Raw genomic sequence first — 13,369 nt, 5'->3', positions numbered from 1 at the left:
TCCTGTAACGGCCCGACACTAGGACGAACGCAGCGCGTCACGAAAAGTTCGCGCAAAGGTCGGATCCTGACGGAGACATACGTGAAGCGAGGACGGGCGGTGGTCCGCGAAGTCCAAGTGCATCGCGTGCGAGCCGAAGTCTCTTATTGAGCAGGTGTATTGGACAACCAATTTCGCGAGTGTGCAGGTCGCGGATGAACGCATTATGTCAATAAACGAGGCCGATGACAGAGCCGGCTCACCGTGTTGCAGCGCCCGAAGGGTGCTCCTAGCCAAAAAAGCGAGCGGTCGCATATCCGCTTGCGCTCGCAATAGCGGTCAGGAACGTGCCCCAGATCATGTCAACAATGGTCAGATGAAGAGGCCAGCCGCGGAGTGTCGAGATGTTCGTCACGTCGTAAGTGCCGTACGCCGCAAGTCCGAGAACTGCACCGTACACGACGGCCGTCCATCCCGAGCCTGCGCCCAATCCAGGCCGCACTGCGAGGATGACAATTGCTATGGCGAAGACAAGGTAGAAGATTGCGGCGGCGGCCAAGTTTGGAGAAGCGAGCATCAGGTCGCCGAGCTGATCTCGATAGAAGCTCTTAGCAATGACGCCGAGCCATAATGCATCAAGCAGTAGAAACGAAATCAGCGTGCCAGCGTAAGTAATGCTCAGAAGTCTCATCGGACGATCTTTCGTTGGTTTTGCGTTCAACCCAACCCACCCATCGCATCGTTGTTCCGTAAGCATCCGCGACGGACTTGATGGTGTTTGCGCATGGAACAAGATCCCTAACTCGAGATTTGCGTCTGACGACGGCGATCGCCATTTGAGGGAACAATGAAGGCGCTCACTTGGCACGGCAAACCTGACATTCGATGCGAGAGCGTTCCCGAGCCGAAGATCGAGGAGGGCCGCGACGCGATTATCAAGGTGACCGCCCGCGCAATCTGCCGTGCCGACCTCCACCTGAGCAGATTGGCATCCAAATGCGCACATGATGTGCTGGCATGATCTTGAGTACGGGCGATCGCTGGTTTCAGCCGCGGCAGCTATCAAGCAGTTTACAACGGCAGCAAGGCGTTTCTGAAAAGGTTATAGTTCGAACTCCTGAACGAGCTCAACGACTCAGGCGTAACGGTGACCTGCCTCATGCCCGGACCCACCCACGCCCGGTTCTCCGAAAGCGCCGATATGCTCGATACCGACGTCGGTCAGGCCGGAAAGGATGACCCTGCGGATGTCGCAAAGGTCGGCTTCGACGCTATGTTGAACGGGGCGGGCGACGTCGTAGCCGGCTGGAAGAACAAGTTCCAAGCGGCCATGGCAAACGTCACTCCCGTATCTGTTCTCGCCGCGCAGCACGCGAAGATGGCAGCGCCTGGAATGGGGAAGTACTGAAAGCTCTGGGAAGAGCTCTGACTGTTGTTTACATGGCACCAGGGGGCCTTCGCACTTATCGTTCTAGTCGGTGGGCCTGACCAAGATTTCGACGCGTCGGTTTTTCTGACGGCCGTCGGGATCATCTTGCCCGTCAGGGGTCTCGTTGGGGGCAACTGGGTTGGCCTCACCGCGTCCCTCGATTGCGACAGTCGATGGATTGAACTTCGCCTCCGTCGCGAGGTAGTCCTTTACGGCCGCCGCTCTTCGGAGTGACAGCTTGAGGTTATAGGCGTCGCTTCCCTTGCTGTCCGTGTATCCGTCAACAACGAAGCTTGCTTCCTTGAAACGTTGACGGACATCACTGGCCATCGCTTGAAGGGCTTGGGTAGCCTTCGGACGCAGTGTCGCCTTGTCGAAATCGAAGAGGATGTCCGCCGACAGAGTGTATCGAACGCCGCCTTCTACCTCGGTCACCTCTAAGCCCTTGACGATCGGCGAGGGAGGCGCCTTTGGCCTTGGTCCCAATGCTAGCTCTTCTTGCGTCATTGGTGGTGACCGAAATTCGATGCGGGGTGACGAATAGCCGATCGAGGGTGACACGAAGCCCACGCTAAGCGAGCGGGCCGAAAAATTCGGCGGCGCCACGGTAGGGGCTTCTTGTGCTTGCGTTGTGCCTATTGTGACTACTAGCAGAGAGAGTGTTCGAATTGGTAGCCTGGTTATCATTGAACAGGAACGTCCATCACGGGAAGCGTTGATCCGAAGCGAACGGCAAACGGACCCGGGTTGCTTTCAGGCGGCGCGAACCATGCCCATGCCTTGAATGTTTCACCTGGCTTGAGTGGCGCTTCTGGCGGCTGTGTGCAAAGGCACTCGCTCGCGACGCCTATCTTGAAACTGATTTTGTTGGGGAAGTCATACAAGGTGATGTCATTAAGACCGTAGCTTGCACGCCCGATGCCGATCTCCGCCAGGTTCACAGGGGCGTCTCCGGTGTTGCTGATCTCATAATCCAGCTGCACGATCTGCTGACCTGGGACGCGTTTCAAATCGAGGATCTTGGCCGAAACGCCAGGCTGAAGCTCAACGGCTGGCGGGAGATTTTGGGCCAGGGCGAGCGTGGCGGCGAGCAACGGGGTGGTTACCGTGACGATTGATAGCACGCGATTGAGCAAGTCCCATTCCTCCGAGTTATATGGCACCACAAGGTGATAGCGCATCCTAATTTAGGCAATCAGCAATATCGGTTATCCAAAGTATTGTTATGTCAGTGACGGCTACTTGGCAAAATGTCCGCTATACCGACCGTTTCATTCCGCAGTCTAGCTCACCGGCTCTATGACCTCGATTCAGACAAACCTCTAGATGGGTTTCTCTCGATAGAATCAGGGGCCAATGAAAGAGCACGCGAACTTTTCCGGGGAAAGCGGGGTACCATCTTTGATGGCTCGCCATGAGCTTGAACGTACTGTTGAACCCGGGGATCTCGTTCGCTCTGCAGACTCCTTTCAACAGAGGCCCTTTATTATGCCTTCCGCGTCATGGGCGTTTCTTTGTGATCGGACGCCTTGGACTAAATTCCACAGACATTCGCAGTCGCCACGGTTTTTTGATTGGGTGATGGAACCCAATGAAGCTAGGGTTGTTGTCCAATACCGCAATACGCGGAGCCGCCTCCTGCGCATGGCTGTGGCTGGTAGTTGGTACCGAGGGTCCTCGCGAATAGCCCCAGGCCTGGGGCCTCTGCAATAAGCAACTCTGATCTTGTAGACGGGCGCCTTCCCGCATAGTGCATTTAGATCGGCTAGTTCTCGGAAGTGACCTGAGCAAATAATGATCCTTACCGTCAACAATGTTCGAAAATCGTACCCGACAGCGGAAGGTACAATCGAAATTTTGAAAGGGATCGATTTTGGTGTGGCGTCAGGTGAGACGGTCGCTCTTACTGGTGAATCCGGTAGCGGGAAAAGCACACTTCTCCACTTAGCAGGCGGACTCGATCGTGCAGACTGCGGGGCAATCGTCATGGATGGCGATGATCTCAGCAAATACACCGAGAGCGAGCGAGCCCAGTACCGAAGGACCAAGGTCGGGCTTATTTTTCAACAGTTCAACCTGATCCCCTCCTTGACCGTCTCGGCAAACATCTCTTTTCACGCCAAGTTGGCTCAGCGCCACGACGGTGCTTGGGAAAAGACTTTGATCGAGGCGTTGGGTTTGCAGCGGTACGCAACCCGTTATCCCGAGCAGCTATCAGGAGGCCAGCAACAGCGTGTCGCCATAGGCCGCACTCTGGCGGCAAGACCGAAGCTCATTCTTGCTGATGAACCGACAGGAAATCTCGACGAGCAGACAGGTGACGCCGTTCTGGACCTGATGCTTGACCTGGCGAGCAGCGCGGGGTCGGCATTGCTTCTTGTTACCCACTCGACGCGGCTCGCGGCTCGGCTGGACCGCACTGTACATCTTCGTGGTGGAAAGATCGCTTAATGAGCTGGGTAGCGTTTTCCGCGCTTTTATCGCATTGGCGCCGTAAACCTCTGCAGCTGCTCACTTTAGTGCTGGGGATCGCGCTTGCGACAGCGCTTTGGTCTGGTGTGCAAGCAATCAATTCTGAGGCGAGGGCCAGCTATGCTCGCGCCGCATCTGTTCTGGAGCAAGGGTCTCTCGCTCAAATTGTGGCTAACGACGGCACCGGGATTCCCTACGAGATCTATGGGAAGCTTCGACGCCTCGGCTTCGATGTCTCGCCGGTTATCGAAGGGAATCTGCGCCTTGGCACGATCCGCATCCGGCTAATCGGCATAGATCCTCTGACGATGCCAAAAGAGGGTTATGTGCTGAGGGTGACGAGTGGACGCGATCTCACCGGCTTCATCTCTCCTGTCGGAGAGCTGGTGTTGTCCAGCGAAACGGCGGAACGGCTGCGCGGCAATACGGACATGAGCTTTCGGATCGACGAAAACGTTCCTGAAGGCGCGGCATTCGTGGACATCTCGGTCGCTGATCGGTTGCTTGACAAGCATGGCAGGATTGATCGTTTGACAGTCGCTTCCGACCAGGAAATCAGCGCCATCGCCGTCAAACAGATTTCATCTGGGCTCTTGATCCGGCACCCGGTTGAGCAGCCCGACGTCGCGCAATTAACTGACAGCTTCCACCTTAATCTGACTGCTTTTGGCTTTCTTTCCTTCATCGTTGGCCTCTTCATCGTTTACTCCGCTACCGGGCTTACCTTCGAACAACGTCGCAGCACGTTTCGGACGCTACGATCCCTTGGCATTTCCCTCCGGCAGCTAACTGCGATGCTTGTTGTTGAGCTTTCGATACTTGCTGTCGCATCCGGCGTCATTGGGCTCGTGCTTGGATACCTGATTGCGTCGATCCTCATGCCGGGGGTCGCCGCAACCCTTCGCGGACTTTACGGGGCGAATGTCTCCGGATCACTTTCTATACGCGCGGACTGGTGGCTCGCAGGGCTAGCGATGGCGCTTGCCGGGACAGCAATTTCGTCCGCTCAAAGCCTCTATCGGGTCTGGAAACTTCCCATCCTCGCGGCCGCGCAACCACGAGCATGGGCGAGAGAGTCTATGCGAGGATTGCTAATCCAGGCGGCGGTGGGAGGGGTGCTCCTACTCCTTGCAGGTGTTTTGGCGATAGCCGCGTCCGGATTAGTGGCAGGCTTCGCGGTGCTCGCATGCTTGCTTTTGGGCGCGGCCCTCATGCTTCCGGCCGTGTTGGCAACCTTTCTCGCCGCCATGCAACGTACGTCGCATAACGCACTTGTCGAATGGTTTTGGGCGGACACCCGCCTTCAGCTTCCGGGGCTTTCACTCGCGTTGATGGCATTGCTACTGGCGCTATCGGCGAATATCGGCGTCGGCACGATGGTTTCCAGTTTCAGGCTAACATTCATCGGATGGCTCGATCAACGTTTGGCCGCCGAACTATACGTTACGGCCAAAGACGAAGCCGAGGCGGCGAGGTTACGGGCCTGGCTTCCATCACACTCCACATCGGTCCTTCCAATCTGGAGTGTGGATGGCGACGTTACCGGCGAGGAGGTCCATGTCTTTGGCGTTGCGCACGACCCGACCTACCGCGACCATTGGCCCCTGATCGCGTCACAGAATGAGGTCTGGGATAAGATCGCCAAAGGTGAGGGTGCTCTGATCAACGAGCAGATGTGGCGGCGCGGGGTAGCGCGAATGGGAGAGCTCGTAGCCATGCCGGGGGGCTGGAATGCTAAGGTGGTAGGAGTCTACTCTGATTACGGAAACCCAAATGGGCAGGTTATCATCGGGATCGACACCTTGGTCGCCCATTACCCTCAGGTAGCCAAGCTTCGATACGGCGTACGTGTTCCGCCTGAACGGTCGACGGAGCTGAAGCGACAGCTAATCGAGGATTTTGGTCTCCCAGAAACCGCCGTCGTGGATCAAGCCTCGCTCAAGAGGCAATCGCGGGCGATTTTCGATCAGACGTTCAAGGTTACGGGGGCCCTTAACGTGCTCACCTTGGCTGTAGCCGGTTTCGCCATGTTTTCCAGTCTCTTGACACTCTCGGGAATTCGGCTTCCCCAACTGGCGCCCGTTTGGGCGATGGGGGTGCGTCGGCGTGATCTGGCACTGTATGAGGTCGCCCGAACGCTGGCGCTTTGGCTAGCCACGTTCGTCACGGCGATACCCTTGGGTCTTGTGTTGGCATGGGTGCTGCTGGCCCGTGTCAACGTTGAGGCATTCGGATGGCGACTACCCATGCAAGTGTTCCCCATGGACTGGCTATTGCTCGGTGCTATCGCTCTTCTCGCGGCTCTCGCTTCGGTACTTCTTCCGGTGCGTCGCCTTGCAACGATCAATCCGGCCGATCTGCTTAGGATTTTTGCCAATGAACGGTAGAGCCGTTGCTTTAATATTGCTGGGCGCCGCCATGATGGGTTCAGCGGGAAATACGCTGGGGCAAGGGTTTGCCGGACTGGGATCGGACGCCCAAGGCTTTGCGATTCCTCAGCACGGCTCCGAATTATCGTTTCCAAGAGACCATGGGGCGCACCCGGACTATCGCATCGAATGGTGGTACGTGACCGCCAATCTCAAGGGGCAAGATGGCAAGCAATATGGAGCACAGTGGACGCTTTTCCGATCAGCGCTTGCCCCGGAAAGTAAGGCTGGCTTCGCTGATCCTCAGATCTGGATCGGACATGCGGCCATAACGACGTCCGACCACCAATACGTTGCGGAGCGGTTGGGCCGTGGCGGCGTTGGTCAGGCGGGCGTGACGGCCGCGCCTTTCCGCGCCTGGATAGACGACTGGACAATGTCAGCCGCTGACAATTCCAGCTCCGGTGCTTTGGCAAATCTCTCTCTAAAAGCCGCTGGGCAGGACTTTAGTTACGCTCTGGACCTCAAGGCCGAAGGACCACTGGTTCTCCAAGGTGATAAAGGTTTCTCGGTCAAGTCGGCAAGCGGGCAGGCGAGCTACTACTACTCCCAGCCGTTCTATCAGGTCTCCGGAACTATCGAGGCATCGGGGAGGCCCATCACGGTCAGCGGTAACGCTTGGCTCGACAGGGAATGGTCTTCTCAACCCTTGGCTTCGAACCAAACTGGGTGGGATTGGTTTTCGCTGCACTTGGTCGGCGGGGAGAAGCTGATGGCGTTTCGTCTCCGTGACGACAAGGATGGGTTTATCTCAGCGAACTGGATCTCTCCCGATGGACAAACACTGCGGCTAACAAAAGACCAGGTTCATCTCACACCATTGCGTACCGCGACGGTCGATGGGAGGCAGCTTCCGGTGTCATGGCGAATAGAGATCCCCTCAAAATCGCTGAATATCCAAACGCGACCCTTAAACGATCAATCATGGATGGCAACGTCCACGCCGTACTGGGAGGGCCCTGTTTCGTTAGAAGGCTCCACCACCGGCGTAGGCTACCTTGAGATGACGGGCTACAGGTAGGAGCCAGTAGCTCAGGTTTAGAGGAGATGCAGACTTATGCGGCCTTTCAAGTTCGCGACTTAAAGGCGCTAGGTCGCGGACAATTTCCAGGTCATGCAGCAGGCAAAGGCCAAGTCCATCTTCGCCCGCACTTGCGTCGAAATCAGTGCTTGTTACCTGTGAGATAGCGGCAGTTCACGTTTCACCTTGGAAAGGCTCGGTGTGGATACGGTTCGATATCGCGCTTCGACCAGATTGTAGACCCCAAACGCGGCAAGGCCTATGGCAACCGCAAGATACAACACCCCGCCAAGCGGAAGCTGCCTCACGAAAGTCAGTGCATCACTCATGCTCCCAGCTTGATCGGCGTCAACGCTGAATGCTGCGTAGCAGAAGAAAATCCCGACGATCGCGAAGACAATCCCGCGTGAAACCAACCCGTAGATACAAACTAGTATCAGCGGTCGGCTCTGATCGAGCTTTAAGTACCTTTCGAACTTTCGAGAAATTCCTTTGAGTGCGGTCGCTATACCGCCCACCAAAAACCCGACGCCGATGGCACCGGCCAGATATCTACCAAACGGTTGCGACATCGCCCACTCGGCAAGATCTTTTTCGCCACCATCGCCTGCTGATCCCACGCCCAGCGCGCCTTTGAAAGCGTAAATTGCCAGGCCGATATACGTAACGGCACTCCCGAGAAGGGCAGCTCGGATCAGATAACTTTTCGCACTTGCGTCGTGATTGTCGGCATTGGCAATTGATTGAGCAAGTCGCCAGGCCACAAACCCCAGCAAACCGAGCCCTATCAGTCCGAGCCATAATTTGCCAAAGGGCTGGTCAAGCAGTGAGTCGAGCGCAGATTTGGTGTCCGGCTTACCACCGCCAAAACTCGAAAACAGAGCGAGCCCTGCCACAAGCAAAAAGACAATCCCTCGGGCGCTGTAGCCCGCTCGGGCAAGCCATTCAAACTTTGGTTCGTTCATTTTTCGATCTCCCCGCCGCTCGTAAACGAGCAGGCTGTAAAACGGTTCCTGGCCGGACGGGCCCCATCGTGGTCCCGAATTTGCCACGTCGCCGACGAATTCCTGTAGGCGAAAAATGAGCGCGGGCGTGTTATCGGCTGGTAGCATCCGCTGCTGACGGCAATTCGATGCACCTTGTTAACGAAGGTCGCTCTGGCACTGTAATTGCGGATGTTCCTGTCACCGGCTGCCCAAGCGTCGAGTATGCCGTGAACTGCACGATGTAGAGGCCAGGCGGAAGCTTGTCCGAAACGGGGATCAACAAATTCGTCCGATCCGCTCCATATTCGAGCGTACCTGTGGGAATGGGTTCGCTTGCTCCGAAAATCTCAACTTCCGAACGTTCAGGATCCACTGGCGCGGTAAAGGTGAGACTGATGTTGTCGTTGAAATTGACATCGTCATGCATATCGGGGGTAGGGTTGATGCTTGCATTTGCCATCGGGGTGAGGCCGAGAAATGCCGAAATGGCGATTGCATGTGCAAACCTATACATAATCGACTCCGTTTCCGTTCTTGCGGTGATAATTCGCGACGCTGCTATCCGTTCCGAGCGCTGCAAGACTACGAGGTGCCAAGCTGAATCGGCCAGCTGGCGCCATTGTTGAATCCAAAGGGCATAAATTCTGTTCCCTTTATGTTCTTTTCTTGCTACTCGTATTTAAAAGGCAGGTGGCGACATGAAATTCGATGAAGCACTACATCGCGATCAACGCCGTTTGGCGGTTGCAAAGTTTGACGCTCTTCCCGAAGGCAATCCCCTCCGCGAGAGATATAGAGATTGGATTCGACGGTTGGATGAAATCATCGCCAGCGTCGTTTTGCCAACGCAAGATGAGAACTCGAATGCGTTAGTGACGATCACAGGCCAACTCGATGATGTCTCTGATCTACCCGCAAGCCACATTATAAGTTTACCTGGCGCGATATCCCAAAGTCCGGCTGATCTAGGCAGGCCCATTGGTTCGACGAACCGCAAAGCTGTTCGGCAACCGGCAAGTGCCTTGGCGCCACAGCATGCAAAGCTCAAAATGGAAAAGGATTTTGGCAGATCGCGCAAAAGTGAGAAGGCCGCCGTCTGTGGTCATGAGGCGCAGGCCCGAAAGGATAGGCTCATCGCTGAAAATCGGCTGCTTAAGTGCATGCTGGTCAGGTTTGGCTAATAGAGGATTGTCAGCGGTGTATTGCGTGACGTAGTTGCCGCCGAGGAAACTCGATCATGATTTCGAAGGTCAAACTGAGATATTGCCATGTGGGTGCGGGTCGAGGCCGACGAAATCGACCTCATACTCTCATTGATCCCCACTGGTCCGCTGGCGGAAAAGCTGAGGAGGGAGCCAGATCCCCAGGCAGCAGCCTTCATCGGTGCGGTAGACACAGACGACGAGCTTGGGGTCGATGCTGACGCGGTAGTTTCACGCGGTGAAGATGATGGTGCGCTCGCTGTGAGCTGTATATGGGTACCAGCAAGCCGCTGGTATCTCCTTGGTCGTGAGGAGGACGGCGAGATCGTTTTCCGGATGTAATCGCTGAAACGCGATGCCTCTCACTTTGGCGTCGGCATCATAGGCTTGGGACGGTAACACTGGCCATTGCCGCCGAGATTGTTGCCGCGGAGAACGCTGGTGGAGATTTCCAGTTCACGACCAGATGCGAGTACCGAAGTAAACAGCGGGCAGGGCGACGAAGTGATTTTCGTTTAACAAAAGCCGTTTATTTTCAGCACCCTATAAGCTTTTATTGTAGCCTGCAACCGATCCTCGGAGTGTCGACTGCCGTCATTGGAATCTGGATGATCGAGTTTCAGCTTCTCCTTGTAGCGGAGCCTGATATCGTCCGGACTTGCTGTATGTGACAGCCCAAGTGTGTCAAAAGCTTGGGCTTCAAGCGGCCTTAACCTGCGTTGATGAGCCGAGGATTTGGTGCCTGCTGAATAGCTGGCTTTCCCGCGTGCCCTGAGTGATTTCGCTGAGCCTGAGGGAACAGATGAAGGGAGCGGTGTCTCCAAGTTATGCGCGTTTGTCCTCACACCACGCGCCGGAATTTTGCCGCTCGCGGCATCGAGCTGGTACTTTGCAACAACGGGGTCCGACTTACTTGGCGAATAGTCGTAGCCCTTGTTGTATTGGCGTGAATGCTCAGCACAAAACAGAAGATACAGCCCTTCCGCAGCGCCACCCACTGGAGCCCTCTGGGTGCCCGAATTCTCGCAGCCTTCCCACTGACACTTGGGGCCGCTCTGTTCAGTGTGCTTTTGGCGGCTAGCGCGTATCGGCCGAATGCCAACGAAGATCTTTGAAACGGTCATCAGGCTGATATATGGTGGACGCTGCGTCACGGGCAAGCTTCAACTTCGCGGTGTGGCGTGATGATATCCCGGACAATTTCATTTATGACTGCCGCAGAAAAAGCTGGTCCGAGCATCAGTTCTATTGGCACGCTGGTGGTGACCAAATTCACACGTGTGGACTTAGAGACATCGGCAGTCGAAACCAACTCCGCGTTAACGGAAAAATTAGTCGGCTTCGGCGCCAACTTGCGGCCAAACTGAGGCTGCAGAACGATCAGCATTCAAACAAATGCTTCGGCGCTTCGATCCGTCTTAGCCTGTCACAGTCAAAATGGCCCCGATTGCGACGGCTCGGTAAGCAACCATACATTGGCATCTTTGCTTGTTCTTAACCAGGTAAGGGCTAGTGATAGGCGATTGTGTGCCGGAAGTCGTCCAAATGTCTCCATCAAACACGTCTGTCTCTGTCTCCCTAAAATTCCTTGTATCGGTTGCTTGCTGGGCCGTTGTGGTCGGGGCGATTTATGGAACAATGGTATGGGCCACTCGCCAAAGTGACGAAACGGCGGTCCAGCGCCAGGAAAGTCTCGTCAGCCGGATCGTCAGCGAGATGCAGGATAGAATTGCTCACGACCAGGAAAGTGCAACCGTTTGGGACGATGCTGTTCGCAAAGTAGGTGAGGGGAATCGCGAATGGATAGAAGCAAATCTCGGCAAGTGGATGCATACCTACTTTGGCCACGACGCTGCATTTGTGATCGGGCCTGCCAATAACCTGGTATATGGATTTTCGGACGCCGACAACGATCCGGAGAAAGCTTATCCGACTGTCTATGTGAAGGTCCGAACGCTGATCGATGAACTTCGTCGACGCCTGGCTGCTGGTGATACATCCGGCACTTCCGGCCGGACACTCAGCATCGGCGAGAGCGATATAGTAAGCATCAACGGTAGCCCGGCAGTTGTAAGCGTCAAACCGATCATCTCCGATAGCGGCGAGATTAAACAGCTCGCAGGCGAACAGCCACTCCACATCGCGGTACGTTATCTGGACGGCGACTTCACTCAGATGCTCGGTTCGCGCTACTTGTTTACCGGAATGCAGTTCGACTGGAGCAGAGGCAATCCCAACCGCCGTTATTTTCCACTGACGTCACATGACGGGAGCAGTATGGGATTTTTCAGTTGGGAGCCATTCCTGCCTGGAAAGGCCGTGCTTGAAGCGACCAGGCCAGTTTTTGCGCTGGCAGCACTCTTGATGCTGGGGGCAGTTGCAGCTTTCGTCATGCTTCTACAGCGCCGCGCGGACCGTTTGCGCAAAAGCCAGGGCGAGCTTTTCTATCTCGCCCATCATGACGCTCTAAGCGGACTTCCGAACCGTATTTCATTCAACGCCAAGGTCGACCAGGTCCTGGCGAAATCCGCGGCAGCTGTATTTTTCCTCGACCTTGACCGTTTTAAGCAGGTCAATGACACATTGGGCCATCCGGCCGGCGATAGCTTACTCGTTGATGTGGCGGCGCGGCTAAAGGCGACGGTTGGAAGCGACATAATGGTCGCTCGGATTGGCGGCGATGAGTTTACCATCCTCATTGAGGAACCAACTTCAAGTGGGGTCCAACAGCTGGCGGAAAAGCTTATCTCTGTGGTTCGTCAACCTTTCGAGATCGATGGTCAGCCAATCTTGATTGGTATGAGCATCGGTATTGCTTTCTCATCTGGCGGCAAGTCGGATGCCACCGACATCTTGCGGAGGGCTGACATCGCGCTCTATAGCGCCAAGAGCACCGGCCGCAATCGTTACGTGATTTTCGGGCCGCATATGGACGAGATGGTCAAAATGCGGCGCGACCTGGAACAGGACTTACGCACGGCTATTAAAAGCGGAAGCCAGATTGAAGTGCACTATCAACCCGTCTACGGCGCAAAAAGCAATCATTTGGTGGGCGTTGAGGCACTTGCCAGATGGCGGCACCCGTCAAAAGGGCTGATTTCCCCGGACACGTTCATCGCGATCGCCGAGGAGGCGGGCCTTATCGATAGCTTGGGCGAATGCGTACTGGCAACGGCTTTAAGCGACGCCAGGGCTTGGCCAAACCTTTCTGTGGCAGTCAATGCCTCGGCGGTCGAGTTGCGGGGGGAAACCTATGCGCTACGTGTAATTTCGGCTCTCGAAAAGACGGGTTTTGATCCTGCGATGTTAGAGATCGAAATCACCGAAAGCGCGTTGCTCGAAAACGAGGACACCTGTCGCCGCAATATCAACGCTCTGCGTCAAATCGGCGTTCGGTTCGCGCTCGACGATTTCGGAACAGGGTTCTCGTCATTTGGACGTTTGCAGCAGCTCGATGTTGACCGCATCAAGATCGACCGTTGCTTCGTTGCAAGCTATGGGACCGCAGAGAACAATGACGCGATCGTCCAGGCGATGATCAGTCTTGCCCGCGCCAAAGGACTGAAGATTACGGCAGAAGGCATAGAAACTATCGAGCAGAAAGCATGGCTCAGTGAGCTAGGTTGCGACGATCTCCAAGGCTATATCCTATCCAAGCCCCTGCTCCCGGAACTGATAAGCGAACTCCATACCGGCAATGCTCGCCGAGCGTAGACTTAAGGAAAATTCCGTTCAGTGGCTGAACAGGCCATCACCAGGGCGCCGAATGATGGGACATCGGTGTCGGAATGGCACGCGGGTCGTCCGCTGGCTGCCGGAGAAGAGTCCAAGCCATGCAGATTTTAGTAGAT

At 55.7% G+C, this 13,369-nt stretch carries 13 protein-coding genes and 2 pseudogenes; 8 read left to right on the top strand and 7 right to left on the bottom strand.

What is annotated here, in order from left to right; all coding sequences use genetic code 11:
- Positions 1-268: 268 nt before the first annotated feature.
- Complete coding sequence (locus tag AC1DV9_RS12895; RefSeq protein ID WP_477948226.1) at positions 269-670, bottom strand: DUF2177 family protein; 402 nt, start codon at positions 668-670, stop codon at positions 269-271.
- 156 nt (positions 671-826) lie between these two features.
- Here AC1DV9_RS12895 and AC1DV9_RS12890 point away from each other — a divergent pair.
- Positions 827-958: pseudogene (locus AC1DV9_RS12890) on the top strand (glutathione-dependent formaldehyde dehydrogenase); the annotation flags it as partial.
- A gap of 54 nt (positions 959-1,012) precedes the next feature.
- Positions 1,013-1,387: pseudogene (locus AC1DV9_RS12885) on the top strand (SDR family NAD(P)-dependent oxidoreductase); the annotation flags it as partial.
- 63 nt (positions 1,388-1,450) lie between these two features.
- Here the strand turns inward: AC1DV9_RS12885 and AC1DV9_RS12880 are convergent.
- Positions 1,451-1,915, bottom strand: coding sequence for an OmpA family protein (locus AC1DV9_RS12880; protein ID WP_477948225.1), 465 nt, complete (start codon positions 1,913-1,915; stop codon positions 1,451-1,453).
- A gap of 176 nt (positions 1,916-2,091) precedes the next feature.
- Positions 2,092-2,544, bottom strand: a complete 453-nt coding sequence (locus AC1DV9_RS12875) for a hypothetical protein (RefSeq protein ID WP_477948224.1) — start codon at positions 2,542-2,544, stop codon at positions 2,092-2,094.
- A gap of 658 nt (positions 2,545-3,202) precedes the next feature.
- Here AC1DV9_RS12875 and AC1DV9_RS12870 point away from each other — a divergent pair.
- From AC1DV9_RS12870 to AC1DV9_RS12860, 3 genes are read left to right on the top strand one after another with little or no spacing between them, the layout of a single operon-like run.
- On the top strand, positions 3,203-3,859 hold the full coding sequence (locus AC1DV9_RS12870) for an ABC transporter ATP-binding protein (protein WP_477948222.1): 657 nt from the start codon (positions 3,203-3,205) through the stop codon (positions 3,857-3,859).
- The gene (locus AC1DV9_RS12865) at positions 3,859-6,267 is read left to right on the top strand and encodes an ABC transporter permease (protein ID WP_477948220.1); all 2,409 of its coding nucleotides are present in this window, start codon (positions 3,859-3,861) and stop codon (positions 6,265-6,267) included. Before AC1DV9_RS12870 ends, AC1DV9_RS12865 begins: the two co-directional genes overlap by 1 nt.
- The gene (locus AC1DV9_RS12860) at positions 6,257-7,330 is read left to right on the top strand and encodes a lipocalin-like domain-containing protein (RefSeq protein WP_477948219.1); all 1,074 of its coding nucleotides are present in this window, start codon (positions 6,257-6,259) and stop codon (positions 7,328-7,330) included. Before AC1DV9_RS12865 ends, AC1DV9_RS12860 begins: the two co-directional genes overlap by 11 nt.
- A 152-nt stretch (positions 7,331-7,482) precedes the next feature.
- Here the strand turns inward: AC1DV9_RS12860 and AC1DV9_RS12855 are convergent, their stop codons facing one another.
- On the bottom strand, positions 7,483-8,295 hold the full coding sequence (locus AC1DV9_RS12855) for a DUF1206 domain-containing protein (protein WP_477948217.1): 813 nt from the start codon (positions 8,293-8,295) through the stop codon (positions 7,483-7,485).
- Between the two features lie 130 nt (positions 8,296-8,425).
- Positions 8,426-8,830, bottom strand: coding sequence for a copper resistance CopC family protein (locus AC1DV9_RS12850; protein ID WP_477948215.1), 405 nt, complete (start codon positions 8,828-8,830; stop codon positions 8,426-8,428).
- Positions 8,831-9,014: 184 nt separating this feature from the next.
- Here AC1DV9_RS12850 and AC1DV9_RS12845 point away from each other — a divergent pair, with 184 nt between their 5' ends.
- Both AC1DV9_RS12845 and AC1DV9_RS12840 read left to right on the top strand, forming a co-directional pair.
- Complete coding sequence (locus AC1DV9_RS12845) at positions 9,015-9,497, top strand: hypothetical protein (protein ID WP_477948214.1); 483 nt, start codon at positions 9,015-9,017, stop codon at positions 9,495-9,497.
- 87 nt (positions 9,498-9,584) lie between these two features.
- On the top strand, positions 9,585-9,860 hold the full coding sequence (locus AC1DV9_RS12840) for a hypothetical protein (protein WP_477948212.1): 276 nt from the start codon (positions 9,585-9,587) through the stop codon (positions 9,858-9,860).
- A 173-nt stretch (positions 9,861-10,033) separates the two neighbouring features.
- Here the strand turns inward: AC1DV9_RS12840 and AC1DV9_RS12835 are convergent, their stop codons facing one another.
- Positions 10,034-10,642, bottom strand: a complete 609-nt coding sequence (locus tag AC1DV9_RS12835; RefSeq protein WP_477948573.1) for a J domain-containing protein — start codon at positions 10,640-10,642, stop codon at positions 10,034-10,036.
- A gap of 26 nt (positions 10,643-10,668) precedes the next feature.
- The gene (locus AC1DV9_RS12830) at positions 10,669-10,905 is read right to left on the bottom strand and encodes a hypothetical protein (protein WP_477948211.1); all 237 of its coding nucleotides are present in this window, start codon (positions 10,903-10,905) and stop codon (positions 10,669-10,671) included.
- A gap of 140 nt (positions 10,906-11,045) precedes the next feature.
- Here AC1DV9_RS12830 and AC1DV9_RS12825 point away from each other — a divergent pair, with 140 nt between their 5' ends.
- The gene (locus AC1DV9_RS12825; protein WP_477948209.1) at positions 11,046-13,232 is read left to right on the top strand and encodes a bifunctional diguanylate cyclase/phosphodiesterase; all 2,187 of its coding nucleotides are present in this window, start codon (positions 11,046-11,048) and stop codon (positions 13,230-13,232) included.
- The last annotated feature ends 137 nt before the right edge of the window (positions 13,233-13,369 follow it).

The organism is Rhizobium sp. 01L410 (assembly GCF_056400165.1).
This window is presented reverse-complemented; position numbering and strand designations above follow the sequence as displayed.

Coding starts and splice junctions, on each gene's coding strand:
- AC1DV9_RS12895 (WP_477948226.1), bottom strand. CDS start 670: ATGAGACTTCTGAGCATTACTTACGCTGGCACGCTGATTTCGTTTCTA.
- AC1DV9_RS12880 (WP_477948225.1), bottom strand. CDS start 1,915: ATGACGCAAGAAGAGCTAGCATTGGGACCAAGGCCAAAGGCGCCTCCC.
- AC1DV9_RS12870 (WP_477948222.1), top strand. CDS start 3,203: ATGATCCTTACCGTCAACAATGTTCGAAAATCGTACCCGACAGCGGAA.
- AC1DV9_RS12865 (WP_477948220.1), top strand. CDS start 3,859: ATGAGCTGGGTAGCGTTTTCCGCGCTTTTATCGCATTGGCGCCGTAAA.
- AC1DV9_RS12860 (WP_477948219.1), top strand. CDS start 6,257: ATGAACGGTAGAGCCGTTGCTTTAATATTGCTGGGCGCCGCCATGATG.
- AC1DV9_RS12855 (WP_477948217.1), bottom strand. CDS start 8,295: ATGAACGAACCAAAGTTTGAATGGCTTGCCCGAGCGGGCTACAGCGCC.
- AC1DV9_RS12850 (WP_477948215.1), bottom strand. CDS start 8,830: ATGTATAGGTTTGCACATGCAATCGCCATTTCGGCATTTCTCGGCCTC.
- AC1DV9_RS12845 (WP_477948214.1), top strand. CDS start 9,015: ATGAAATTCGATGAAGCACTACATCGCGATCAACGCCGTTTGGCGGTT.
- AC1DV9_RS12840 (WP_477948212.1), top strand. CDS start 9,585: ATGTGGGTGCGGGTCGAGGCCGACGAAATCGACCTCATACTCTCATTG.
- AC1DV9_RS12835 (WP_477948573.1), bottom strand. CDS start 10,642: ATGACCGTTTCAAAGATCTTCGTTGGCATTCGGCCGATACGCGCTAGC.
- AC1DV9_RS12830 (WP_477948211.1), bottom strand. CDS start 10,905: ATGCTGATCGTTCTGCAGCCTCAGTTTGGCCGCAAGTTGGCGCCGAAG.